Source organism: Trabulsiella guamensis ATCC 49490 (assembly GCF_000734965.1).
Classification (GTDB): domain Bacteria; phylum Pseudomonadota; class Gammaproteobacteria; order Enterobacterales; family Enterobacteriaceae; genus Trabulsiella; species Trabulsiella guamensis.
In genome coordinates, this window is record NZ_JMTB01000036.1 from 18,665 (window position 1) to 42,408 (window position 23,744).

At 54.1% G+C, this 23,744-nt stretch carries 23 protein-coding genes; 8 read left to right on the plus strand and 15 right to left on the minus strand.

Translation table 11 applies throughout. The annotated features are described in order from the left end of the window. Positions 1-90 precede the first annotated feature (90 nt). Positions 91-2,082 (plus strand): cyclic di-GMP phosphodiesterase, encoded by a 1,992-nt coding sequence (gene pdeR, locus GTGU_RS03570; RefSeq protein WP_038154282.1) that lies wholly within the window; start codon positions 91-93, stop codon positions 2,080-2,082. Here pdeR and GTGU_RS03575 read toward each other — a convergent pair. Then, on the minus strand, positions 2,079-2,948 hold the full coding sequence (locus GTGU_RS03575; RefSeq protein WP_038154284.1) for a crotonase/enoyl-CoA hydratase family protein: 870 nt from the start codon (positions 2,946-2,948) through the stop codon (positions 2,079-2,081). The two genes, pdeR and GTGU_RS03575, sit on opposite strands and share 4 nt — an antisense overlap. A gap of 188 nt (positions 2,949-3,136) precedes the next feature. Here GTGU_RS03575 and GTGU_RS03580 point away from each other — a divergent pair, with 188 nt between their 5' ends. The 3 genes from GTGU_RS03580 to osmB all read left to right on the plus strand — a co-directional run bounded on the left by GTGU_RS03580 (position 3,137) and on the right by osmB (position 4,566). Beyond that, complete coding sequence (locus GTGU_RS03580; protein WP_038154285.1) at positions 3,137-3,319, plus strand: YciZ family protein; 183 nt, start codon at positions 3,137-3,139, stop codon at positions 3,317-3,319. A 1-nt stretch (position 3,320) separates the two neighbouring features. Then, positions 3,321-4,070, plus strand: a complete 750-nt coding sequence (yciT, locus tag GTGU_RS03585; protein WP_038154287.1) for a DNA-binding transcriptional regulator YciT — start codon at positions 3,321-3,323, stop codon at positions 4,068-4,070. A 277-nt stretch (positions 4,071-4,347) separates the two neighbouring features. After that, entirely contained in the window at positions 4,348-4,566 is a 219-nt protein-coding gene (osmB, locus tag GTGU_RS03590) for an osmotically-inducible lipoprotein OsmB (protein WP_038154319.1), read from the plus strand. Positions 4,567-4,670: 104 nt separating this feature from the next. On the opposite strand, the gene yciH is transcribed toward osmB, so the two are convergent. The 5 genes from yciH to pgpB form a co-directional block, all read right to left on the minus strand. Continuing rightward, positions 4,671-4,997, minus strand: a complete 327-nt coding sequence (gene yciH, locus GTGU_RS03595) for a stress response translation initiation inhibitor YciH (protein ID WP_038154288.1) — start codon at positions 4,995-4,997, stop codon at positions 4,671-4,673. Then, positions 4,997-5,734, minus strand: a complete 738-nt coding sequence (pyrF, locus tag GTGU_RS03600) for an orotidine-5'-phosphate decarboxylase (RefSeq protein ID WP_038154289.1) — start codon at positions 5,732-5,734, stop codon at positions 4,997-4,999. Before pyrF ends, yciH begins: the two co-directional genes overlap by 1 nt. A gap of 187 nt (positions 5,735-5,921) precedes the next feature. Continuing rightward, on the minus strand, positions 5,922-7,091 hold the full coding sequence (gene lapB, locus GTGU_RS03605) for a lipopolysaccharide assembly protein LapB (RefSeq protein ID WP_038154290.1): 1,170 nt from the start codon (positions 7,089-7,091) through the stop codon (positions 5,922-5,924). A gap of 6 nt (positions 7,092-7,097) precedes the next feature. After that, on the minus strand, positions 7,098-7,406 hold the full coding sequence (locus tag GTGU_RS03610; RefSeq protein WP_038154292.1) for a LapA family protein: 309 nt from the start codon (positions 7,404-7,406) through the stop codon (positions 7,098-7,100). A 151-nt stretch (positions 7,407-7,557) separates the two neighbouring features. Beyond that, entirely contained in the window at positions 7,558-8,322 is a 765-nt protein-coding gene (gene pgpB, locus GTGU_RS03615) for a phosphatidylglycerophosphatase B (protein ID WP_038154293.1), read from the minus strand. Positions 8,323-8,503: 181 nt separating this feature from the next. Between pgpB and ribA the strand changes: the two genes are divergently transcribed. Next, positions 8,504-9,094: a GTP cyclohydrolase II gene (ribA, locus tag GTGU_RS03620; RefSeq protein WP_038154295.1), complete on the plus strand. Its 591-nt coding sequence runs from the start codon at positions 8,504-8,506 to the stop codon at positions 9,092-9,094. Between the two features lie 35 nt (positions 9,095-9,129). On the opposite strand, the gene acnA is transcribed toward ribA, so the two are convergent. The 5 genes from acnA to topA form a co-directional block, all read right to left on the minus strand. Then, entirely contained in the window at positions 9,130-11,805 is a 2,676-nt protein-coding gene (gene acnA / locus GTGU_RS03625) for an aconitate hydratase AcnA (RefSeq protein WP_038154296.1), read from the minus strand. A gap of 174 nt (positions 11,806-11,979) precedes the next feature. After that, positions 11,980-12,078 carry a small membrane protein YmiC gene (gene ymiC / locus GTGU_RS26505; protein ID WP_235501647.1) on the minus strand — a complete coding sequence of 33 codons (99 nt, stop codon included), beginning with the start codon at positions 12,076-12,078 and terminating at the stop codon, positions 11,980-11,982. Positions 12,079-12,381: 303 nt separating this feature from the next. Then, on the minus strand, positions 12,382-12,543 hold the full coding sequence (locus GTGU_RS24290) for a YmiA family putative membrane protein (RefSeq protein ID WP_072170945.1): 162 nt from the start codon (positions 12,541-12,543) through the stop codon (positions 12,382-12,384). Between the two features lie 327 nt (positions 12,544-12,870). Next, complete coding sequence (gene cysB / locus GTGU_RS03630) at positions 12,871-13,845, minus strand: HTH-type transcriptional regulator CysB (RefSeq protein ID WP_038154297.1); 975 nt, start codon at positions 13,843-13,845, stop codon at positions 12,871-12,873. A 190-nt stretch (positions 13,846-14,035) separates the two neighbouring features. Further along, positions 14,036-16,633, minus strand: a complete 2,598-nt coding sequence (gene topA, locus GTGU_RS03635; RefSeq protein WP_038154321.1) for a type I DNA topoisomerase — start codon at positions 16,631-16,633, stop codon at positions 14,036-14,038. A gap of 385 nt (positions 16,634-17,018) precedes the next feature. Between topA and GTGU_RS03640 the strand changes: the two genes are divergently transcribed. Further along, positions 17,019-17,270 carry a YciN family protein gene (locus tag GTGU_RS03640; protein ID WP_038154298.1) on the plus strand — a complete coding sequence of 84 codons (252 nt, stop codon included), beginning with the start codon at positions 17,019-17,021 and terminating at the stop codon, positions 17,268-17,270. Positions 17,271-17,305: 35 nt separating this feature from the next. On the opposite strand, the gene sohB is transcribed toward GTGU_RS03640, so the two are convergent. Continuing rightward, positions 17,306-18,352 carry a protease SohB gene (sohB, locus tag GTGU_RS03645; RefSeq protein ID WP_038154299.1) on the minus strand — a complete coding sequence of 349 codons (1,047 nt, stop codon included), beginning with the start codon at positions 18,350-18,352 and terminating at the stop codon, positions 17,306-17,308. Positions 18,353-18,608: 256 nt separating this feature from the next. Here sohB and GTGU_RS03650 point away from each other — a divergent pair, with 256 nt between their 5' ends. Continuing rightward, positions 18,609-19,367: a YciK family oxidoreductase gene (locus tag GTGU_RS03650; RefSeq protein WP_038154300.1), complete on the plus strand. Its 759-nt coding sequence runs from the start codon at positions 18,609-18,611 to the stop codon at positions 19,365-19,367. Then, entirely contained in the window at positions 19,364-19,954 is a 591-nt protein-coding gene (gene cobO / locus GTGU_RS03655; RefSeq protein ID WP_038154302.1) for a cob(I)yrinic acid a,c-diamide adenosyltransferase, read from the plus strand. Before GTGU_RS03650 ends, cobO begins: the two co-directional genes overlap by 4 nt. A 32-nt stretch (positions 19,955-19,986) precedes the next feature. Here cobO and GTGU_RS03660 read toward each other — a convergent pair whose 3' ends face one another. From GTGU_RS03660 to rluB, 3 genes are all read right to left on the minus strand, one after another. Further along, complete coding sequence (locus GTGU_RS03660; protein WP_084222737.1) at positions 19,987-21,990, minus strand: DUF2207 domain-containing protein; 2,004 nt, start codon at positions 21,988-21,990, stop codon at positions 19,987-19,989. Next, on the minus strand, positions 21,962-22,507 hold the full coding sequence (locus GTGU_RS03665) for a LemA family protein (RefSeq protein ID WP_038154304.1): 546 nt from the start codon (positions 22,505-22,507) through the stop codon (positions 21,962-21,964). Before GTGU_RS03665 ends, GTGU_RS03660 begins: the two co-directional genes overlap by 29 nt. A 165-nt stretch (positions 22,508-22,672) precedes the next feature. Continuing rightward, positions 22,673-23,548 carry a 23S rRNA pseudouridine(2605) synthase RluB gene (gene rluB, locus GTGU_RS03670; RefSeq protein ID WP_038154305.1) on the minus strand — a complete coding sequence of 292 codons (876 nt, stop codon included), beginning with the start codon at positions 23,546-23,548 and terminating at the stop codon, positions 22,673-22,675. Between the last annotated feature and the right edge of the window lie 196 nt (positions 23,549-23,744).

The following is a 23,744-nucleotide window of genomic DNA, read 5'->3' on the forward strand; positions in this document are numbered from 1 at the left end:
CCACAAAACACCAAAACCGTTCACAATAAAAAGAAATACCGCGACTCCGATATGGACATATGTTTATGCGCGATCAGGCCAGGAGAAGTCATGACTGAGGATCTGGAGCAAAATTTGCTCTATCGTTATCTGGGAACCACCAGCCCGTACTGGCGACTGGCGGGCGACAGCAACGCCCTGCAACTGGCGGCAACAGAAGGGACGGAAACTCGCCAGGTCATCGCTCTGAGCCCCGAACAGGCCAGCAGCATTCGTGAAATGACCGTGATCACCTCCAGCATCACTATGACTATTTCGCTGTACGGCGAGGAAGTCCCTGTTCATCTTGTCGGTCGAAAAATCAGCAAATCACAATGGGCCGGTACTGCATCAGCCTGGCATGACACCCCTTCTGTCGCCCGCGACCTGGTGCAGGGACTCTCTTTTGCTGAACAGGTGGTTTCAGAAGCCAATTCGGTGATCGTCATTCTCGACAAACAGGGAAATATTCAGCGCTTCAATCGGCTCAGCGAAGAATATACCGGCATGAAAGAGCATGAAGTGATTGGTCAGAACGTGTTTAAGCTGTTTATGAGCCGCACCGAGGCTGCAGCATCAAAGAAGAACATCACCGGCTTTTTCCGCAATGGCAACTCCTATGAAGTCGAACGCTGGATCAAAACGCGCAAAGGGCAGCGGCTGTTTCTGTTTCGTAATAAGTTCGTACACAGCGGTAGCGGCAAAAATGAAATATTTCTGATTTGTTCCGGCACGGATATCACCGAAGAACGTCGCGCCCAGGAGCGCCTGCGCGTGCTGGCGAACACCGATACCATTACCGGCCTGCCCAACCGCAACGCCATTCACGATATGATTGCCGACGCGATTACCCACCGCGGCGAGACGCAAGTTGGCGTGGTCTATCTTGACCTCGATAACTTCAAGAAGGTTAACGATGCGTACGGGCATATGTTCGGCGACCAGTTGTTGCAGTCGGTGTCACTGTCGATTCTGAGCTGTCTCGAAGAAGGTCAGACGCTGGCGCGCCTCGGTGGCGATGAGTTCATTGTGCTGGCGACCGACTCATCACAGAGCTCACTGGAAGCAATGGCCTCGCGCATACTGACGCGTCTGCGCGAACCGTTTCGCATCGGGCTGATTGAAGTCTACTCCGGCTGTTCATTGGGTATCTCCCTTGCCCCACAGCACGGTACCGATCGTGAAAGCCTGATCCGCAACGCCGATACCGCCATGTATACAGCGAAAGAGAGCGGACGCGGGAAATTCTGTGTCTTTTCGCCAGAAATGAACCAGCGGGTATTCGAATATCTGTGGCTGGACACCAATCTGCGTAAAGCGCTGGAAAACGATCAGCTGGTCATCCACTACCAGCCGAAAATTACCTGGCGTGGCGAAGTGCGCAGTCTGGAAGCGCTGGTACGCTGGCAGTCGCCGGAACGCGGGCTGATCCCGCCCGCAGAGTTTATCTCTTATGCCGAGGAATCCGGTCTTATCGTACCGCTGGGGCGCTGGGTGATGCTGGATGTGGTCCGCCAGGTGGCGAAGTGGCGGGAGAAAGGTATCGATTTGCGTGTGGCAGTCAACGTCTCCGCGCGACAGCTTGCTGACCAGACCATTTTCAGCGATCTGAAGCAGGCGCTGCATGATCTCAATCTGGAGTATTGCCCTGTTGATGTCGAGCTGACGGAAAGCTGTCTGATTGAAAACGAAGAGTTAGCGCAATCGGTCATCGAGCAGTTCAGCAAACTCGGCGCACAGATCCATCTTGATGATTTTGGTACGGGGTATTCGTCGCTGTCGCAACTGGCGCGTTTCCCGATAGACGCTATTAAGCTTGATCAGACCTTCGTGCGCGATATTCATAAACATCCCGTCTCTCAATCGCTGGTGCGGGCGATTATGGCGGTGGCGCAAGCGTTGAATTTGCAAGTGATTGCTGAGGGTGTCGAAAATGCAAAAGAAGACGCCTTTCTTACCAAGAACGGCGTCAATGAACGGCAGGGATTTTTCTTTGCTAAGCCCATGCCCGCAGCCGTTTTCGAGCGATGGTTTAAGCGGCGTCAGTCACGTAAAGCCCGTTAGCTGGCTTTACGCAAAACGACCGACGTATGCCGATCCTGTAGCAGGACCAGACGCTCCATGTAAGCGATGTCTTTCTCTTCCAGACAGAATGCGGCGTCCACCCAGTCTTCGGTGATATCCATCAGTTCGCTGCGCGGCAGTTGCAGTACGCGCTGACGGGCGCGGAGCATCGCCCGGACACCGTTCAGTTTTGGCCGCAGCGTGTCGATGAAGGTCCGCGTGGTCACATAACCGTCGCCTGGCTCAAACAGCACATCCACCAGACCGCGTTGCTCATGCCATTCCGCAGTATGTGATTCGCCGCGGTATATCAGCTCTTCCGCCAGCTTCATTCCGGCGCGACGGCTGACAAGCGAATAGCCGCCCATACCGGGAAAGAGATTAAAAGCAATTTCCGGGAAGCCGAGTCGGGCATCACGCTGCGCAATGACAAAATGGTGCGCCAGAGCCGCCTCAAAGCCGCCTCCCAGCGCGCTGCCTTCAATCATGGCTAACGACAGCGCCCCGGTGCCAAAACCCTGTGACGCGGCGTGTACGCAATCCACGCAGGCACGGGCGTAAGCACGTAACGCCTCACGCCGACCGTGACGAATGCAGTCGACAAAAAAACGCAGGTCGCCGCCGGTGTTGTACATCCCGGTGACCAGCGAACCGGTCACCCAGAAATCCACCGCGAAACCGGACTGTCTTACCAGCCAGGAGAGATTCATGATCTCTTCAATCAGACTGTGGTTAAAGCAGGGCCGCGGCTGGGATCGCAACATCATCCAGACAGTTCGACGCTCCTCCTCGTAATACGCAGAGAGCTGGGTGAAACGTTCAGCATCAGTGAACAAGGTACAGGTGGGCTGATTAATGACTGTCATGATAGATTCCTCATAAAAAAAGCGCATTGCGCGCAGGAATAGCCTAATCCAGCCATCAGCACCGGGTAATCAGGGTTGACTATTAATCAATTACGGCAAGTTACCCCTCCAGGATTTTTTTTCACTTCTCTTTTGCCGCTATTTTTTGCATCATTGAATTCATTCATTTTTATTGTCAGGATCTCGCCATGTCAGATTTCAATGCCCGACAGGTCGCCCAACGTATTGATACCGTTCTGGACATTCTTGTCGCCGGTGATACTCACTCGGCAATAAATAATCTGGAAATTTTAAAAGCTGAACTGCTGGCGCAAGCGCAGGATGAGCAGGAAAACAAATCAGGGTCGGCTAAATCGCCCTGGGAAATATAATATGAACGCCCGACAACAATCTATTCTTCAGACCGTGATCGATAAAGGTCGCATGAGTGTGACCGATCTCGCCAGAATGACCGGCGTCTCGGAAGTGACGATTCGCCAGGATCTGAATCTGCTGGAAAAACAAAACTATTTGCGCCGTACTCACGGCTTCGCGGTGCCACTCGACAGCGAAGATATGGAAACGCGCATGATGAATAACTTCTCCCTGAAGCGCGAACTGGCAGCGTTTGCCGCCTCGCTCGTCAATGCGGGAGAAACCGTGTTTATTGAAAACGGCAGTAGCAACGCCCTGCTCGCCCGGACGCTGGCGGAGCGCGGTGATGTGACAATTATCACTGTCAGCAGCTATATCGCCCACCTGCTGAAAGAAACCCCTGGCGAAGTGATTTTGCTCGGCGGCATCTATCAGAAAAAAAGTGAAAGCATGGTCGGCCCGTTGACGCGGCAATTTCTCCAGCAGGTTCATTTCAGTAAAGCATTTATTGGCATTGACGGCTGGCAGCCAGAAACAGGCTTTACCGGCCGCGATATGATGCGTACAGATGTGGTTAACGGCGTGCTGGAAAAAGGCTGCGAAGCCATTATTCTCACCGACAGCTCAAAATTTGGCGCCGTGCACCCGTATACGCTCGGCCCGGTCAGCAAATTTAACCGTGTGATTACCGACAGCGGTCTTGCTGCCTCCAATCAGTTGTTGCTGGAACAGTCAGGCCTCCACGTTGATATCGTTCAACGCCCCTGATAATTAACGTCCGGTACGTTCTCTGTGCGTATCGGACATTATTCCTTTCATATGAGACTTTTCTTAACTGTCAATTAAGAGTTTTTACCTGTCTGTTATTCTCCGGAGAAGTAAAATTAATATTAGCGATATAACAGGACGTGATTATCACCTGCGTGATTTTTAGCACTACTTGTTACCTGCGCAACCGTGTTTCATGGAATTCCTCAAAGCAGTTCTTTTCGACTACGCTTAAAGGGAGTTTCTTCCATGAATCGATAATTCAGGAGAAAAAATGATGACTTCAATGAGCAAAAAAATGACAGCGGCCGCTCTCGCGGTAGCACTGGTAATGTCGCTTAGCGCCTGTTCTCACTGGTCTAAACGTGACCGCAACACCGCTATCGGCGCGGGTGCAGGTGCGCTCGGTGGTGCAGTCTTAACTGACGGAAGCACTCTGGGTACATTGGGTGGCGCCGCCGTCGGTGGTATTATCGGTCACCAGGTTGGAAAATAAGCCATACCAGCCTTATAACGAAAATAAAGTATTAGGTTTTCAGGTCTGACTTACGCACCAAAATAATGATGGGCCACGTGCTTTGCACCGTGGCCCAAAATATATCAGCCGCCTGCCAGTTTCACATTATAGCCTTTAGCTTCAAGCAGCGATTTAATCAGATCGCGTTTATCTCCCTGAATTTCAATCACGCCATCTTTTACTGAACCACCACAACCACATTTCTTTTTCAGCTCTGCCGCCAGTTTCGTCAGTACATCATCGCTTTCATCAATACCCGTGATGAGACTGACGCCTTTGCCTTTACGCCCGCTGGTCTGGCGCTGAATACGCACGATGCCGTCGCCTTTAGGCCGCACCGGCGCGGTTTTCGGTTCGTCGATTCGCCCGATCTGCGTCGAATAGACCAGACGGCTGTTTGAATCGCTCATTAGCCCTCCTTTCGCAGCGACGCGTTAATCGCGCGCAACGTTTGTGCCGGATCGGCAGATTGAGTCACCGGACGTCCTATAACCATATAGTCTACGCCCGCCGCCTGCGCCTGCTCCGGCGTCATGATACGGCGCTGATCTCCCGCCTCACTTCCTGCCGGACGAATCCCCGGCGTCACCAGCCGGAATGACTGACCAAACGCCTGTTTGAAGCGAACAGCTTCCTGGGCCGAGCAGACGACGCCATCTAAGCCACATTTTTGCGTCAGCGCAGCCAGCTTCTCAGCGTAATCTGCCGGAGACAACGTCACGCCCAGATCCTGCAAATCACTGGCTTCCATGCTGGTCAGTACCGTAACGGCAATCAGCAACGGCGCGTCTTTACCAAACGGCAGCAGCGCTTCACGCGCGGCGGTCATCATACGCGCCCCGCCCGAGGCATGAACGTTCACCATCCATACGCCAAGGTCTGCCGCGGCAGCGACTGCATGCGCTGTCGTGTTAGGAATATCGTGAAATTTCAGGTCGAGGAAAATATCAAAACCGCGCTGTTGTAATTCACGGACAAACTGCGGTCCGAACAGCGTAAACATCTCTTTTCCGACTTTCAGACTGCAGTCGCGCGGATCGATGCGATCGACAAATGCCAGCGCCTTATCGCGATCGGCGTAATCGAGCGCAACAACAACGGGAGAAGTGGTAACCACAGAGGAAGAAGATGAAGCAGGTGACGTCATGAGCAGACCTTCTTATTGATGGGCGCCGTTCAGGCGCGAAAAAGGTAAACGGCGAGCATTCTACCTGCGATGTCGGAAAATTGACAGGGGCGGTTCTCCTCTGCCATGCGATGCGGGCACAGCGGCAGAACAGGCGGAAAAAGCCAGCACACAGTATGTTGTAACTAAAGCGGGATTTTTTTAAAAATTACTGCCCGTCAAGACCGCGAATCGGCTTAACAGTCGACCAGGCGCGGCAGGAGGGACAATGCCAGTAAAGGGTATAAGCGGTAAAGCCGCATTTCTGGCAGCGATAGCGCGGTTTGCTGCGCACCTGTTCACCGACCATATCACGCAGCACCATCAGGCTCTCTTTCGCGCGCCCTTCTTCCGCTTCATTAAGATGGTAATCCATCAGCTTATAGAACACCCGCATCGTCGGGTGGCGCTGGAGCTGGCGAGTGATATAGGTCTGCGCGTTGTCGCTGCCCTCTTTTTGCTCGAGAATTTGCGCCATCATCAGTTCGGCTGTCGCACCGGTGTTTTCGTCAACGCAGCGACGCAGGAAAGCTTCCCATTCGTCGTTTTTACCGAGCTGCTGGTAGCAGGTCTGGAGCATTTCCAGCGTTTCACTGACCAGTTCGCGGTCCTGATCGATAACCCGTTGCAGGCTTTCCACCGCTCTGGCGAAATCGCCCTTCGCCATCCAGACGCGGCCCATCATGATGGAAATACGCGCGCTGTTGCGATCAGCAGCCGCGCCTTTGCGCAGCAATTGCATGGCTTTATCCATGTCATCGCAGGCCATCTGCTGGAGCGCCAGTTCGCACCAGAAATGGGCGATCTCCACCCGATGCCGCTCTTTGCCAAGCTTTACCAGCCGCTCGGCGACGTCAATGGCTTTCTGCCAGTCGCTGGTTGCCTGATAAATCTGCAACAGCTGCTGTAACGCGCCGATGCGAAAATCCGTTTCATCCACCAGCTGGCTGAACATGTCTTCGGCGCGGTCATACAACCCTGCCGCCATGTAATCACGCCCCAGTTGCTGTACGGCCAGCAGGCGCTGGTCGTAGGTCAGGGAGGCGCTTTCCATTAACGTCTGGTGGATGCGGATCGCGCGGTCTACTTCGCCGCGCGAGCGGAAGAGGTTACCGAGGGTGAGATGCGCTTCGACGGTGCCGGTGTCCTCTTTGAGCATGTCGAGGAACAGATCCACCGCTTTATCTTGCTGATTACTGAGCAGAAAGTTAACCCCCGCGACATAGTCACGGGATAAACGGTTAGCTTCGTCCTGTTTGGACTGTTGTGCACTTCTGCGACCCATATACCAGCCATACGCTGCGGCAACAGGCAAAAGCAGAAACAACAACTCCAGCATAGATAATTATTCCTTCACAGCCGGGACACCCGGTTCGGACGGTGGCACGGTTGCAGGCGTAATCTGGTTTTCCAGGCGCTTGACTTTGCGCTCGGCACGCATCAATGAAACGCGCACGCGAAGCCAGAAAATCCCGCATACCAGCCAGCCAATGATAAACCCTGCAGCAAACAGCACGGCCAGTAACGTAGAGATCCGGAATTCACCCTGCGCCAGCAGATAATTAAACGTCACCTGCTGATCGTTTTGCGCTCCAAGCGTGACGGAGACGACGAAGATCGCTAACACCAGTAAGAAAATGAGTAAATATTTCACATTACTTCCCGTTATGTGGTTTGCGCGAATAAAGTTTATGCAACATGACGCTTCCAGCCCTATAAAGTACCATCTTCGCCTTACCTGCGAAACGGTTAACCGCAATGTCACAACTTGATCTGCGGTTAATTCTACTGAAAATCAACCTTCGCTACGGCAGTGGATCGCGCTTTTTGATGTCCAGCGCCTCTTCCCCTGGCGGGGTGAGCGGCCCACAGACACGCTGCGCCAGCCACGTTGCCAGCGTCACCAACAGCCATGACATCAGCGTTGCCACCACCAGGTCTCGTGGCCAGTGCATCCCCAGCAGCAACCGGCTGCCCATCACCGCGGTAGCCCACACCAGCAGAATCGCAATGGTTACGGTGCGACGACGCGGCCAGAGCAATCCAACACCCAGCAACGCCCAACTGGCGGCAAACATTGTGTGGCCGGACGGAAAAGCAAACCCCGTCTCTTTTTGCCAGTGTTTGCGTAAAAAATGAGGGATTTCCGTCTGTTGCGCCAGCTGCTTTTTCACCAGACTGGCCCGATCCTTCCGTTTTAAAGTGTAGAACTCCTCGACTGGGATCTGCTGTGTTTTTTCCAGCCAGATGACGAAAGGACGCGGCTCCTGAACCCGCTCCTTGACCCACGATTTCATGCCCTGACCGATGAGGATCGCTCCCGCCAGAATGGCAAATAGCATAATGGCCGCGCGCAGGCGGAAACGCAGACACCACAAAAACCAGCCACACAGCAGTACGTGGGTGATTACCCCCCACGGTTGCGTCACCGTTTCCGTCATCCAGTAGAGCAGTTTCAGCCACTGATTGTCATGCCCCGGCACCCAGCGCCAGCCGGAAACCCAGACCACGAGCGGCATTATCAGCAACAGCGCCGCACCGAGAGTAGTACGTCTGGCGATTGAAAGCATCTGAACTCCTTATCGTCTGTCTTTTCTCATCATAACTGAAAACCCACGTGACGGTAAAAGTGACAAAATTGTGCGCTTTGTGCAGCCCCACCGGTGAGCGATTAGGTGAAGTCTGTCGCACTGTGGCAAAATAACGGCAAACAGAAGGCACACTACGTGCCGGAATAATCTGGAGAATCACATGCAGCTTAAACGTGTGGCAGAAGCCAAACTGCCAACCCCCTGGGGCGATTTCCTGATGGTGGGCTTTGAAGAACTGGCAACCGGGCAGGATCACGTCGCCTTAGTTTTTGGCGATATTTCCGGCCAGATACCTGTACTGGCGCGTGTCCATTCAGAATGTCTGACGGGCGACGCGCTTTTTAGTCTGCGCTGTGATTGCGGGTTTCAACTGGAAGCTGCGTTAGCTCATATTGCGGAAGAGGGTCGCGGCGTCCTGCTGTATCACCGTCAGGAAGGACGTAACATCGGTCTGCTGAATAAAATCCGTGCGTATGCGCTGCAGGATCAAGGCTACGACACGGTCGAAGCGAATCACCAGTTGGGTTTTGCCGCCGACGAGCGTGATTTCACCCTCTGCGCGGACATGTTCAAACTGCTCGGCGTTGACGAAGTGCGACTGCTGACCAACAACCCGCGGAAAGTCGAAGTACTGACCGAGGCAGGCATTAACATTGTTGAGCGCGTGCCGCTGATCGTCGGGCGCAACCCGAAAAACGCCGGGTACCTCGATACCAAGGCGGCGAAAATGGGTCACCTTCTCGACGAATAAACGATAACGGCGCCCAGGGCGCCGTTTTTGACAGGTTAGTTAAGCATATTACGTATCACGTAATGTAAGATACCGTCGTTCTGGTAATAGGTCAGCTCCGTCGCGGTATCGATACGGCAGCGGCAAGGGATCACCTCTTCACGACCATCCGCACGCGTGACGATAACCGGTATCGTTGCCCCTGGCTTGAGCTGGTTCAAATCGCGGATATCGATTTTTTCTTCCCCGGTCAGCCCCAGCGATTTCCGCGTCGTCCCTTGCGGGAACTCCAGCGGCAGAATCCCCATACCGATCAGGTTTGAACGGTGAATACGTTCAAACGACTCAGCGATGACCACGCGAACTCCCAGCAGACGAGGCCCTTTCGCGGCCCAGTCACGGCTGGAGCCTGAACCGTACTCTTTACCGGCAATGACTGCCAGTGGCGTGTTCTCTTCTTTATAACGCATGGCTGCGTCATAAATGGAGACCACCTCGGTGCCCGGCAGGTGCCGCGTCATGCCGCCTTCAATACCCGGTACCATCTCGTTACGGATACGGATGTTGGCAAATGTCCCGCGCATCATCACTTCATGGTTGCCGCGTCGTGAACCGTAGGAGTTAAAATCGCGACGCTCAACGCCGTGACTTAGCAGATAGCGCCCTGCCGGGCTGTCGAGCTTGATGCTGCCCGCAGGCGAGATGTGGTCGGTAGTGACCGAATCGCCCAGCATGGCGAGAATACGTGCCCCGCAAATATCTTCCACCGGTTTCGGCTGCGCCTGCATGTCATCAAAGAACGGCGAGAGGCGAATATAGGTGGAATCATTTTGCCAGCCATAGGTATCGGAGCGCGTGATCTGAATGGCTTTCCATTCCGGCGTGCCCTCAAAGACCTCGGCATATTCTTTGTGGAACATCTCGGTCGAGACTTTTTCGACTTCGTGCGCAATCTCCTGACCGCTTGGCCAGATATCTTTCAGGTAGACCGGATTGCCCTGCCAGTCGTGGCCAAGTGGATCGGTCGTCAGGTTGATATTCATGTTGCCCGCCAGCGCATAAGCTACTACCAGCGGCGGTGACGCCAGCCAGTTGGTTTTCACCAGCGGATGAATTCGCCCTTCAAAGTTACGGTTGCCGGACAGTACTGCACCCACCGTCAGATCGCCCTGCTTTATCGCCGTCTCAATAGGATCGGGCAACGGCCCGGAGTTACCGATACAGGTGGTACAGCCATAACCGACAAGGTTAAAGCCGAGGGCATCCAGCGAGGTGGTAAGCTGCGCGTGAGCTAAATAGTCAGAGACCACTTTCGAGCCCGGCGCCAGCGAGGCTTTAACCCAGGGTTGTGGTTTCAGGCCGCGTTCGACCGCCTTTTTCGCCAGCAGCCCCGCCGCCATCAGTACGCTGGGGTTCGAGGTATTGGTACATGAGGTAATGGCTGCAATCACCACAGCGCCATCCGGTAGCTGATACTGCTGACCGTTCAGCGTAAAGTCGACAGGCCGGTGATCTTTTTGCGCCGCATTGACTTCCAGTTCGTTACTGGCGGCAAACGCTTTTGGCACATCCGCCAGCGATACGCGATCCTGAGGACGTTTCGGCCCGGCGAGACTGGCTTCCACATCCGCCATATTCAGTTCAAGCGAGCTGGTGAATACTGGTTCGTCACCGGTATTGCGCCACATCCCCTGTGCTTTGGCGTAGGCTTCCACCAGCGCCACCTGTTCTTCGCTGCGTCCGCTCAGCAACATATAATCCAGTGTTACCGCATCAATGGGGAAGAAACCACATGTCGCGCCGTATTCCGGCGACATGTTGCCGATAGTGGCACGGTCGGCCAATGGCAGCGAATCAAGACCGTCGCCGTAGAACTCAACAAATTTGCCTACCACGCCGTGTTTACGCAGCATCTGGGTAACGGTCAGGACCAGGTCAGTCGCGGTGATCCCTTCACGCAATTTGCCGGTCAGTTTGAATCCGACGACATCCGGGATAAGCATCGACACTGGCTGGCCGAGCATTGCCGCTTCCGCTTCGATCCCCCCGACGCCCCAGCCGAGGACGCCCAGGCCGTTGATCATGGTGGTGTGAGAATCGGTGCCGACCAGCGTATCCGGATAAGCCACCCATTCACCGTTCTGCTCTTCACTCCAGATGGCTTTGCCTAAATATTCCAGATTGACCTGGTGGCAGATGCCGGTTCCTGGCGGAACCACGCTGAAACGGCTGAACGCCTGCTGTCCCCAGCGCAGAAAAACGTAACGCTCATGGTTACGCTCCATTTCCAGACGTACGTTTTCACCAAAAGCGTCATCGGTACCAAAGTGATCAACAGTAACCGAGTGGTCAATGACCAGATCGACGGGAGACAGCGGGTTTACTTTGGCGGTATCACCACCAAGGCGTTTAACGGCTTCACGCATCGCGGCCAGGTCGACCACCGCCGGCACACCGGTAAAATCCTGCATCAGAACTCTGGCGGGACGGTAGGCAATTTCGCGGTCGGCATGGGCGCTCTTCAGCCATCCGGCGAGGGCATGAATGTCTTCTTCTGTGACGGAATCCCCGTCCTGCCAGCGCAGCAGGTTCTCCAGCAGCACTTTCAGCGATTTCGGCAGACGGGAAATGTCTCCAAGCTGTTTAGCAGCCAGCGGCAGGCTGTAGTAATGATACGTTTTATCTTTGACCTGCAGTGTATCCTTACTGGCTTCTCGTAGGGTCGACGACATAGCTCCTCCTTAATGACAGATATGACGATACCCTGATAATCCTCAGGGTCTGTTATTAAAGATAACACAAACATGTCGTAACGATTTGATAACAACCCAAAATGATAAATCAGAATATTTCTTTGCCGGCAGGAAAAACAAAACCCGGCGCCAGGGCCGGGTCTTTGCGGAGGATTAGTTGATCAGCATCCAGGCCATCTGGCCCCAGAACAGGACCGATAGCGTGAAAGCACCGATCCACGACCAGTATTTCATCTCGCTATGTTGATTCATAATTCCACTACCATTTAAGTATTTATTCAACTGAACTGCCTTCTCAGGCAGAACGTATATTGCTGATGTGCATAATAATATGCGGATATTCAGGATAAATAGTCCTGATAATTAGATGGGTTTATTAAATAACTTATTGTTTCTTAGATTCGTCTTCGGCAAATGCGTCAATAAATGACTGCTGTTGCGGCGTCAGTTTCCAGGACGGCGGAATCGTTGACCGAACCTTAGCGGACGCTTTCACTTTGTCATCAGATTTACACATTGGTTTTACTGACTGAAACTGACCAGAAACGACCATTCTTAACCCCAGAATTTCCAGATGAGCAATGCGACGACAATCCAGAACAGCGCTGAACCCAGAAATACCGCTAGCCAGGCTTTGCGCTTGAGCGCCGGATCCCTTTGCGGCCCTTCGCTTCCTGATGGCATCGCTAACCTCTTACAATCGACATCGCTTATCATTTTGGCACCAAACAATCGGTACAAGTAATCATCACTGAGATAAATCCTAATTAAAAATCAACCAAAAATCCAGTGAATTTACTCAATTCGACCATGGAATAATTCATTCTTTTGACGGCAAATAAATAATTGACCCATAAAATTTGCGCTACGGATAAATAGTTTCTACTATTGTCGGGCTTTGGCGACACTTTAGTACTAGTAAAGTATTAGTGTGGAGGGGAAATTGATTAATACAGAAATGATAATGCGCGCAGTTATAATTTAGCTTTAGTGATCTAATTCACGATATCCCCGCTTCCGGGGATATCATTATCACTCGCGGAATTATTTCTCGGGTAATTTAATATCTTTAAACATCTCTTCGATGTCGTCATTCGAGCGTAATGCGACGGCGGTATCGACCACATCACGCGTCAGGTGCGGTGCAAAGCGCTGAATAAAATCATACATATAGCTGCGCAGGAAGGTGCTACGGCGGAAGCCGATTTTGGTCGTGCTGTGGCTGAAAATTTCATGCGCATCAAGCTTAATCAGATCAGGATCGGAGACCGGATCCACCGCCATACTAGCGATAACACCCACGCCAAGCCCCAGACGGACATAGGTTTTAATGACGTCGGCATCCGTGGCGGTAAACACGATACGCGGCGTCAGCCCGGCACGATTAAAGGCGGTGTCGAGTTCAGAGCGACCGGTAAAACCAAAGGTATACGTTACCAAGGGGTATTGCGCCAGCTCTTCAATGGAGACCGAGGATTTCGACGCCAGCGGATGTTCTGGCGTCACCACGATCGAGCGATTCCAGTGGTAGCACGGCAACATCACCAAATCGTCATAAAGGTGCAGCGCTTCGGTGGCGATGGCAAAGTCAGCGTTGCCTTTAGAGACCGCTTCCGCGATTTGCGTCGGCGAGCCCTGATGCATATGCAGCGAAACGCGCGGGTAACGCTCAATAAACCCTTTAATGACCCCTGGCAGCGCATACCGGGCCTGCGTGTGCGTCGTGGCGACATATAGCGAGCCTTTATCCGGCCAGGTGTGTTCTCCGGCTACGGACTTGATAGCATCGACCTTCGACAGCACTTCACGGGCGATGCGAATGATCTCCTGGCCCGCGGGGGTCACTTGCGTCAGGTGTTTACCGCTGCGGGCAAAGATCTGAATCCCCAGCTCATCCTCCAGCATTCGCACCTGCTTACTAATGCCTGGCTGCGAGGTGTAAAGACCTTCAGCCGTAGAAGAGACGTTCAGATTGTGATTGACGACCTCAACGATATAGCGGAGCTGTTGTAATTTCATGGCGGGTATCCGGTATTGACTCGGCGATATCCATCGCTTAAGACGATTAGAGAATAAAAATCGGGTTAACTATAACCACTATATCATTTATACCGGATGTGTATAGACGGGAACAAAAAATAATAACAAGGTTATAAAAAAGGGCCACTGTGTGGCCCTTTTTGCGGAAAGATGCGGGAAAATCTGAGAATTATTTCTTCCCTTCCACCCACTTCCCGTCAACGAAGAAGGCAGACCAGCCAGTGGCTTTCCCCTCTTTTTCGGACGCAACATACTGCTGTTTGGTTTTGCGGCTGAAGCGCACCATTGTCTTGTTGCCTTCCGGATCCTGCTGCGGTGCGTCGGCAAGATAGCGCAGTTTTTCCGGCAGACGGTCACGGAAACGGAACAGCTCTTCCACCAGCGGCGCACGGGTTTCGCGTGATTTGGGGAAAGTGTTGGCCGCCAGGAACACGCCTGCTGCACCATCGCGAAGTACGAAGTAGGCATCAGACTTCTCGCACGGCAGTTCCGGCAACGGTACCGGATCTTCCTTCGGCGGCGCGACTTCGCCATTACGCAGGATTTTTCGCGTGTTCTTGCAGTCGTCGTTGGTGCAGGCCATGTACTTGCCGAAACGCCCCATTTTCAGGTGCATTTCAGAACCACACTTCTCACATTCAACGATCGGGCCGTCATAGCCCTTGATGCGGAACTCGCCCTCTTCAATCTCGTAACCGTCGCAGGTCGGGTTGTTACCGCAGACATGCAGCTTACGTTTTGGATCAATAAGATAGCTGTCCATCGCTGTGCCGCATTTTGGACAACGACGTTTCGCACGCAGCGCATTGGTTTCGGCATCATCGCCTTCCAGCACGTTAAGCACTTCGTTTTCCGGCACCAGGTTAATGGTGGTTTTGCAGCGCTCTTTCGGCGGCAACGCGTAACCGGAGCAGCCAAGGAACACGCCGGTACTGGCGGTACGGATCCCCATTTTACGGCCACAGGTCGGGCAGTCGATGCTGGTCAGCACCATCTGATTCGGCTGCATGCCGCCCTCTTCCGGATCTTTTTCCGCCATTTCAAGCTGACGGGTAAAGTCGCCGAAGAAGTTATTCAGTACCTGTTTCCACTCGGCTTTATGGTTCGCCACCTCATCAAGGTGATCTTCCATCTGTGCGGTGAAATCGTAGTTCATCAGATCACGGAAATTATCTTCCAGACGGTCGGTGACGATCTCACCCATTTTTTCAGCATAGAAGCGACGGTTTTCCACCCGCACGTAACCGCGATCCTGAATGGTGGAGATGATAGACGCATAAGTCGACGGACGGCCGATACCGCGTTTTTCCAGTTCACGCACCAGTGACGCTTCGCTGAAACGTGCCGGTGGTTTGGTGAAGTGTTGCGCAGGCACCAGATCAATCAGCGACAACGTATCGCCCTGATTTACCGCCGGCAGGGTACGATCTTCATCACCCTTACGCAATGCAGGCATCACTTTCGTCCAGCCGTCAAATCGCAGCGTACGACCACGCGCTTTCAGTTTGAACGCGCCCGCTTCGACGGTCAGGGTGGTGGAATCGTACTGCGCCGGCGTCATCTGACAGGCGACAAACTGGCGCCAGATCAGCTGATACAGTTTCTGCGCATCCGCTTCCATATCCTTCAGGCTTTCCGCTATGACGCTAACATCAGACGGACGAATCGCTTCGTGCGCTTCCTGGGAATTCTCTTTGCTGGCATACAGATTGGCACTGGCCGGCAGGTATTTCTTACCGAAATTGTCGCCGATATAACCACGAACCATGCTCAGCGCATCCTGACTCAGGTTGGTAGAGTCGGTACGCATGTAGGTAATATGGCCCGCCTCATACAGACGCTGCGCCATCATCATGGTTTTCTTGACGCCGAAACCCAGACGCGTGCTGGCAGCCTGTTGCAATGTGGAGGTGATGAACGGCGCACCCGGCTTGCTGCTGGTCGGCTTATCTTCACGTTCCACCACGCTGTAGCGCGCTTTTTCAAGCAGACTCACCGCCGCCATGGTTTCGTCACGGGTGACCGGACGGAACGGTTTATCGTTCTGGTGAGTCACTTCCAGCGACAACGCGTCGCCCGCAGGCGTGGTTGTGTTCGCGCCGACTTCCCAGAACTCTTCCGGAACGAAGGCTTTAATTTCACGCTCGCGCTCCACCACCAGACGCACGGCCACAGACTGGACGCGCCCGGCGGATAAACCACGGGCAATTTTCTTCCACAGCAGTGGAGAGACCATGTAACCCACAACGCGGTCCATAAAACGACGCGCCTGCTGAGCGTTCACACGGTCAATATTGAGTTCACCAGGCTGTTCGAACGCCTGACGAATCGCGTTTTTGGTGATTTCGTTAAACACCACGCGGCTGTAACGTTTGTCATCTCCGCCGATCACTTCCCGCAGGTGCCAGGCAATGGCTTCCCCTTCGCGGTCAAGGTCGGTTGCGAGATAGATGTGGTCGGCTTTTTCCGCCAGTTGTTTGAGCTCCGAAACTACCTTTTCTTTGCCCGGCAGCACTTCGTATTGTGCTTTCCAGTCATGCCATGGGTCGACGCCCATACGGTTGACGAGAGCACCACGTTCATCCTTCTTCGGCTTCTTAGCCGTTTTGGTGGAGGTAGAGTCGGCGCTCTTTTTGGAGGCTGAGCCACTTGTCGGCAAATCGCGGATATGACCGACGCTGGATTTCACCACGTAGTCATTACCCAGATACTTATTGATCGTTTTGGCTTTTGCCGGGGACTCAACGATAACGAGAGCTTTACCCATATTCACCTTTACCTGATTGAATGCATCGCACACAGATTCACCTTCCACTGGCGACGAGCCCTGATATTGCGGCGACGTCAATGGATATCAACCCCTTATCTGAACTGAACCCGGAATGCCGGCGCCAGATGGCTGAGTTTACTGACGTTTTCCCGTCAGGTGGTATAGCACGAAGAATTTTCGGTCGATTGTCAAGCAAATCTGATACCAGATTGCTGAAAGCGTGACACTCTACCTGATAAAATTCGTTACGCAACTTTATTAGCATGCAAACGCGGATCCTGCCAGCGGTGTAACTTATTCCATTTCCCTGGAAAAACAAGGGGAAATTTGCCGATAATCCGCTTGCAGCGTAGACTAACGCCAGTGATTTAAGGAGTAATAAATGCAAGGTACAACCCAACCCATCGACAAACAGACCTTACTGGCTGAGGCGAACCGCCTCATTCGCGAGCATGACGATACCATGAAGGGCATCGAAGCGACTGATGTCAGCCAGCGTAACGGCGTGCTGGTTTTCAGCGGCGAGTATTATCTTGATGAGCAGGGATTACCCACCCCAAAAAGCACTGCGGTATTCAACATGTTTAAATACCTGGCGCATGAACTCTCAGAGAAATACCATCTGATCGATTAAACAAAAACGCGAGGCCGAGCCTCGCGTTTTCGTTTTTACAGCATCGGTTTCTGACCGCGCTGCCACCAGCGCAGCAACAACCTGTCGGCGCTTTCCGCTACGCTGCCCGTCAGGCGATCCATCAACCGCTTGCGTTGCAGGTAGCGGACGCTAATCACCTCGCGGCCATCCATCAGACGCAGCAGCAGATCATCGCTGGTGCCGACTTCGTCGACCAGCCCCTTCTCCTGCGCCTGAACGCCATACCAGTGCTCGCCGGTCGCCACGTTGTCGATATCCAGTTCCGGACGCATACGCTGCACGAACGACTTAAACAAATGATGAGTTTCGTTCAGATCTTCGCGAAACTTCTGTCGTCCTTCTTCGGTATTTTCACCGAGTAGCGTCAGCGTACGTTTGTACTGACCCGCGGTGTGCAATTCTACGTCGATATCTTTGTTTTTCAGAAAACGGTTAAAGTTGGGGATCTGCGCTACTACGCCAATCGAGCCAATGATAGAGAACGGCGCGGCGACGATTTTGTTCGCTACACAGGCCATCATATAGCCACCGCTGGCAGCGACTTTGTCCACCGCCACTGTCAGAGGAATAGCTTTCTCGCGCAGACGCTGCAACTGGGACGCCGCAAGCCCGTAGCCGTGCACCACGCCACCGGGGCTTTCGAGACGCAACACCACTTCATCCTGTGGTTTTGCGACCGCCAGCACGGCGGTTATCTCTTCGCGCAGACTGCCGACTTCATGGGCATCCATACTGCCTTTGAAATCGAGCACCCAGACGCGCGGTTTCCCGGCCTCTTTCAGGTCGCCCTGCTTCGCTTTGGCCTTTGCGGCTTTGGCTTCCTGCTTGCGTTTCTTCTTCTGCGCTTTATGCCAGAGCTTCTGCTGCGTGTTGTCGAGCATCGCGACTGACATATCTTCCTGCATCTCCTGATACTGCTCGCTCAGGTTGGTAACCCGCAATTCGCCCCGCTGTCGTTTCCGTTGAGTCAGGTTAACGATGATGGTTGCAACGACGGCAATCGCCACCACGACGGTGACAATCTTTGCTAAAAACAACCCGTATTGAGAAAGTAATTCCACTCTTCCACCTTGGTTAAGTTCACCCAACATACGCGCTCAGTTTACATCACAGCCCGGGCAGCGTCTCTGGCGTTATTCTACGCTGCGAGCCGCCTTCCCGTTTTTTTCCTGAACAATGAAAGCGTTGCAAAATGTTAACAGTATGGCGGACTTTCCGCCTGGCTGATTGTAATGAGGCGCTATTTAGGGCATAAAGCCGAAAAGTCAGATCAAATGAACAAGGTCTGGTCCGAAAGTGACCAGTCAAGGAGTCACCGTGCATTACCAACCACAGCGCGATTTGCTGCAAAATCATATTATTCTGGTCACCGGCGCCAGCGACGGTATTGGTCGCGAAGCTGCGATAACCTACGCCCGTCACGGTGCGTCCGTGATCCTGCTCGGGCGAAACGAAGACAAGCTCCGTGCCGTTGCTCAACAGTTCGACACCGAAGGGCTTCTTCCCGCTACCTGGTTCACTCTCGATTTGCTGACCTGCACACCGGAAGAGTGCCAGCAGCTAGCGCAGAAAATCGCTATTCATTCGCCGCGTCTGGACGGCGTTCTGCATAATGCGGGCTTACTGGGCGATGTCGCCCCGATGGCAGAACAGCGTCCCGACGTCTGGCAGCAGGTGATGCAGGTCAACGTGAACGCCACCTTTATGCTGACACAGGCGTTGCTTCCTTTATTACTCAAATCCGATGCCGGATCGCTGGTGTTCACATCATCGAGCGTCGGGCGTGAAGGTCGCGCCAACTGGGGCGCCTATGCCGCCTCGAAATTCGCCACCGAAGGCATGATGCAGGTGCTGGCGGAAGAGTACCAGGGTCGACTGCGCGTGAACTGTATCAACCCGGGCGGCACCCGAACCGGTATGCGTGCCAGCGCGTTCCCGACAGAAGATCCGTTAAAACTGAAAACCCCGGCGGACATTATGCCGGTTTACCTGTGGCTGATGGGCGACGACAGTCGCCGCAAAACCGGAATGACGTTTGACGCCCAGCCAGGCCGTAAACCGGGGATCGCACAATGAGTGAAGAACGTTATCGTGAGCGTCAGCAGCGGGTCAAAGAGAAGGTCGATGCCCGCGTAGCCGCAGCGCAGGACGAACGTGGCGTTTTGATGGTGTTTACCGGCAACGGTAAAGGTAAAACGACCGCGGCGTTTGGTACCGCCACACGCGCCGTCGGGCACGGCAAAAAAGTCGGTGTGGTGCAGTTTATTAAAGGCAACTGGCCGAACGGCGAGCGCAATTTACTTGAGCCGCACGGCGTCGAGTTTCAGGTGATGGCGACCGGGTTTACCTGGGACACACAAAACCGGGAAAGCGATACCGCGGCTTGTCTCGACGTGTGGCAGCATGGCAAACGCATGCTTGCCGACCCGACCCTCGACCTGGTGGTGCTTGATGAGCTCACCTATATGGTGGCGTATGACTATCTGCCACTGGAAGAGGTGCTGACAGCGCTGAAAAACCGCCCGACGCAGCAATCAGTGATCATCACCGGTCGTGGTTGTCACCGTGAGATTACGGAACTGGCAGACACCGTCAGCGAGCTTCGTCCGGTAAAACATGCGTTTGATGCAGGCGTCAAAGCGCAGCCGGGCATAGATTACTAGTGCCCTGCGGCTGGCCTCAGCGCCAGCCGTTTTTACCAGCCGCCGCCTCCGCCGCCACCCGAACCGCCCCCTGACGACCCTCTGCCCGATGAACCCGAACCGCTGGATCGCGATCCAGACCTGCCACGACCCGCGCTGGGTTTTGCCATCGCCGATGAGCGACATGAATCACTGAAGGAGCGCACATGGTGCCAGTCCGTGTTGCTAAAGATCTCCGACATGCTGCCGCTATCCACCAGATAATCCGAAAACGCATTGGCCCAGGTTTCTCCGACGCCCAGCGCCAGCGCATAAGGCAGCATGCGCTCGAAATGTGTCACCCGCTGCTCCGGCGGATAGAGCGTTTCATAACGATGCGTTTCAGCGGTACTCAGATAACGCTTTAGCCCTTCCGCCATCGCCAGCGCCTCCAGCCCTTGCTGTGTGTATTTCGGCACCGTTATCCCGAACACCAGCAGGATCGCCATCCCCGCCAGTAATGCGCCGATATACCCCGCAGGCAGTTGCCCCAGCGACATCGACGTAGTCCAGCTCAGCACAGCGATAACGTTTGGTATCGAGACAGCCAGCAGAATAAGCGGCGCACAGCCCCAGCGCACGACACCCCGGCTTGATGCTCGCAGAACAGTAAACGCGATAAACGCAAAAATCGCGGTAAAAAGAAGGAAGGCCAGCGCCAGTAGCGTCAACACGCCCACCCCGCCATTGATAAAAACGGCACACAGCAACGGGACAGCCAGCAGGAGAAGAATGCCGACCCAGAATGCTTTTCTCCAGCCCAGAAACAGCGCGCTCTTTTGGGCGCTGTAACGTTGTTCCACCAGCCTGAGCGCTTTCTGCATCACTGGCTGATGCGCCTGATTGAGGTTGATGCTTCTCTTTGCATCGGGAAACAGCGTTTTCAGCAGTTGCTGATCATCCGGGGTGATATCCACCGTCCGGCCCTCAGTCTGTCGTGACAGCCACTGTTCTTCTTTCGGTGATGAGGACCAGAACCCCTGCTTGCCCACTTTCGGCGTTTTCAGCGTCAGGGAGAGCGCCCGCCGGGCCACCAGATCCAGCAGGTCGCTGCTGAATACGACGTTATCAAAACGGCGCTGGCTGACGTAGCGAATGAAACCCGGTGTAATACCTTCCGGAATATCGTACAACGGGATCACCGGCGGCTTTTTCAACCCGGCGCGGACAAATTTTCGCCAGCACCAGACCGGGAACCAGACGAGCATCGCCAGTACCGGCATCCACAATACCAGTGATTTTTCGTTCGGCAGCAGCGCATAAATCCACGGATTGACCGCATTCGGGTCGGGGGCATTTGCCAGAATCCCGCGCGGCCAGGTATAGACCACCGTCAGTCCCTGTTGCGCACTCAGCGATGCCACCGTGCTGACGCTGCCGTCCGCCAGAATTTCGGCCTGCGCGTCGCGTTCGCCCTGATAACCGGTATAGACATCGATGCTGCGCAGACGCTGGTCATAGCCTTCGCTGTTCAGATGGGCCGCTGAGTCTGGCAACGTTAGCTGAAAACTGGCGCTGTCGATGTCGTACGGCCAGCCGTTGCCCGTCACGTTCCAGTAAAGTTCATCCCAGTCCGGGAAGCGGCTGAAATGGTTGGAGACCCGATAGTAAATGACGTACGTATGCTCGCCGGTGTCCACCGTGCGGAAGGCATCTCCGATGCGCAGTTCCAGCATGTCGCCGGTGCGCGCTTCGCTGTACGGCTCAGGGCTACCGTCGCGCAGCACCCGTTCCACCTGATACCCGACGCGGAAAATTTTGCCGTCCTGACGATTCCAGGTCAGTGGCAGCGTGCGGAAAATACCGTGGTTGATCTCGTCACCAGTGGCATAGACCGTAATCGACTCGGTCACCGCCATGCTGCCATCGTTACTGAAGCTGGCCTGCACGTCGAAGGCGAGAATATGCTCATAATCAGACGCCGCGAAGGAAAACGGTGACCAGAAACAGATCCATCCCCAGAACAACAGTCCGCGCACGCTTTTACGACTAAACGTCCATCCGTGGAACAGCAGCATCAGTCGGCTCCTCCAGCTCAAAAAAGTCACCGGTTTTAAACGCAAAAACCCGCGCCACGATAAGACTCGGGAAAGACTCCACCAGAATATTCAGATCGCGTACCGTACCGTTGAAATAGCGACGGGCCAGCTGGAGTTGTTCTTCGATTTCTTCAAGGGTTTGCTGTAGTGAGAGGAAGTTCTCATTCGCCTTGAGTTCAGGCCAGGCTTCGGCGAGGGCGAAGACACGCCCCAGAATACCGGCATAATCGCGCTCGTTTTCGGCAATATCGCGCGTGTTGCCTGTCAGATCGCCGCGCTGGCGTGAAATCGCTTCCAGCAGTTCTTTTTCATGCCCGGCATAGCGCTTCACCAGGCTCAGCAGGTTTGGTGCCAGATCGTGACGACGTTTAAGCTGGACGGCAATACCACTCCACGCCTCATCCTTAAAACGGCGCAGACGAATAAAACGGTTATAGGTGAAGATGAACCAGATAATGACAACGGCAATAACGGCGAGTACCAGATAAATTTCCATGCGTGTCCTGTCCCTTTGCAGCGAAGCTAAAACGCCTTTCTGTGAAGGAGGAATTTTATTCTGGCAGTAAACGTGTGGGAATCGAGCCGTCTACAAAATGAGATTTTTTCTTGCGGCGGGAAACGACGTCAGGGGCGGTATTCGCCCCTGAGCCGGGAGAGAAGATTAGCCGTTGTTGTTGCGGCTACCAGAGCGGCGATTACTGCTGACCTGGCTGTGACGCTTCACGGCACGGCGGATCTGATTCGCCTTCATCCGACGACGATCTTTTTCGACAGCCACTTTGGATTCGGTTTCAGGCTTCAGCCCCACCAGCTCGCGCAGGTAGTTGGTCTGCGCCAGGTCGAGTTCCGTCCAGCCGCCGCGAGGCAGGCCTTTTGGCAGCGGGATATCACCATAGCGTACGCGGATCAGGCGGCTGACCTGCACACCGACCGCTTCCCACAGGCGACGCACCTCGCGGTTACGCCCTTCTGTCAGGGTGACGTTGTACCACTGGTTAATGCCTTCACCACCACTGAACTTGATGGTTTTGAACGCCGCCGGACCATCTTCCAGTTGAACGCCACGCGCCAGATCGCGCACTTTGCTCTCTTCCACCTGACCAAACACACGCACCGCATATTCACGTTCAACTTCGCGGCTCGGGTGCATCAGACGGTTCGCCAGTTCGCCATCGGTGGTGAACAGCAGCAGACCACAGGTGTTAACGTCCAGACGACCGACAGCAATCCACCGTGCGCCGCGCAACTTCGGCAGGCGGTCAAACACGGTCGGGCGCCCTTCTGGATCGTTACGGGTACAGAGTTCGCCTTCCGGCTTGTAGTACGCCAGTACACGGCAAATCTGTTCGGCGGATTCTTTTACGGAGACAAGATGACCATCAATGCGGATCCGCAGACCCGGCGTGATTTCCACGCGATCACCCAGCGTGGCGATTTTGCCGTCCACACTCACGCGACCGGCTTCAATAATGGATTCAATTTCACGACGCGAGCCGTGGCCCGCACGGGCCAGCACTTTCTGCAATTTTTCGCTCATAGAGCTTCCTATAGGTGTCGCCTTCACAGGCGTCTGATATACTTTATAAAACAATAAGTTAATAACAATCTCATATTAACTCACTGCTATGAAACTATTTCATGGCACACAACGTGTCTCACACGCTGATTCGTGGGCGCACATACTACACGAACTTTAGTCTAAATGATTCATCTAGTTTCATCAGCCCTGGTCA

What these genes read in the sequence shown, in the direction of transcription:
- lapB (WP_038154290.1), bottom strand. Translation starts at nt 7,091, where the DNA reads ATGCTGGAGTTGTTGTTTCTGCTTTTGCCTGTTGCCGCAGCGTATGGC.
- GTGU_RS03580 (WP_038154285.1), top strand. Translation starts at nt 3,137, where the DNA reads ATGTCAGATTTCAATGCCCGACAGGTCGCCCAACGTATTGATACCGTT.
- GTGU_RS03575 (WP_038154284.1), bottom strand. Translation starts at nt 2,948, where the DNA reads ATGACAGTCATTAATCAGCCCACCTGTACCTTGTTCACTGATGCTGAA.
- pyrF (WP_038154289.1), bottom strand. Translation starts at nt 5,734, where the DNA reads ATGACGTCACCTGCTTCATCTTCTTCCTCTGTGGTTACCACTTCTCCC.
- cysB (WP_038154297.1), bottom strand. Translation starts at nt 13,845, where the DNA reads ATGAAATTACAACAGCTCCGCTATATCGTTGAGGTCGTCAATCACAAT.
- GTGU_RS03640 (WP_038154298.1), top strand. Translation starts at nt 17,019, where the DNA reads ATGCAAGGTACAACCCAACCCATCGACAAACAGACCTTACTGGCTGAG.
- GTGU_RS03665 (WP_038154304.1), bottom strand. Translation starts at nt 22,507, where the DNA reads ATGGAAATTTATCTGGTACTCGCCGTTATTGCCGTTGTCATTATCTGG.
- topA (WP_038154321.1), bottom strand. Translation starts at nt 16,633, where the DNA reads ATGGGTAAAGCTCTCGTTATCGTTGAGTCCCCGGCAAAAGCCAAAACG.
- cobO (WP_038154302.1), top strand. Translation starts at nt 19,364, where the DNA reads ATGAGTGAAGAACGTTATCGTGAGCGTCAGCAGCGGGTCAAAGAGAAG.
- pdeR (WP_038154282.1), top strand. Translation starts at nt 91, where the DNA reads ATGACTGAGGATCTGGAGCAAAATTTGCTCTATCGTTATCTGGGAACC.
- rluB (WP_038154305.1), bottom strand. Translation starts at nt 23,548, where the DNA reads ATGAGCGAAAAATTGCAGAAAGTGCTGGCCCGTGCGGGCCACGGCTCG.
- yciH (WP_038154288.1), bottom strand. Translation starts at nt 4,997, where the DNA reads ATGAGCGATTCAAACAGCCGTCTGGTCTATTCGACGCAGATCGGGCGA.
- ymiC (WP_235501647.1), bottom strand. Translation starts at nt 12,078, where the DNA reads ATGAATCAACATAGCGAGATGAAATACTGGTCGTGGATCGGTGCTTTC.
- acnA (WP_038154296.1), bottom strand. Translation starts at nt 11,805, where the DNA reads ATGTCGTCGACCCTACGAGAAGCCAGTAAGGATACACTGCAGGTCAAA.
- pgpB (WP_038154293.1), bottom strand. Translation starts at nt 8,322, where the DNA reads ATGCTTTCAATCGCCAGACGTACTACTCTCGGTGCGGCGCTGTTGCTG.
- ribA (WP_038154295.1), top strand. Translation starts at nt 8,504, where the DNA reads ATGCAGCTTAAACGTGTGGCAGAAGCCAAACTGCCAACCCCCTGGGGC.
- GTGU_RS24290 (WP_072170945.1), bottom strand. Translation starts at nt 12,543, where the DNA reads ATGATAAGCGATGTCGATTGTAAGAGGTTAGCGATGCCATCAGGAAGC.
- GTGU_RS03660 (WP_084222737.1), bottom strand. Translation starts at nt 21,990, where the DNA reads ATGCTGCTGTTCCACGGATGGACGTTTAGTCGTAAAAGCGTGCGCGGA.
- osmB (WP_038154319.1), top strand. Translation starts at nt 4,348, where the DNA reads ATGACTTCAATGAGCAAAAAAATGACAGCGGCCGCTCTCGCGGTAGCA.
- yciT (WP_038154287.1), top strand. Translation starts at nt 3,321, where the DNA reads ATGAACGCCCGACAACAATCTATTCTTCAGACCGTGATCGATAAAGGT.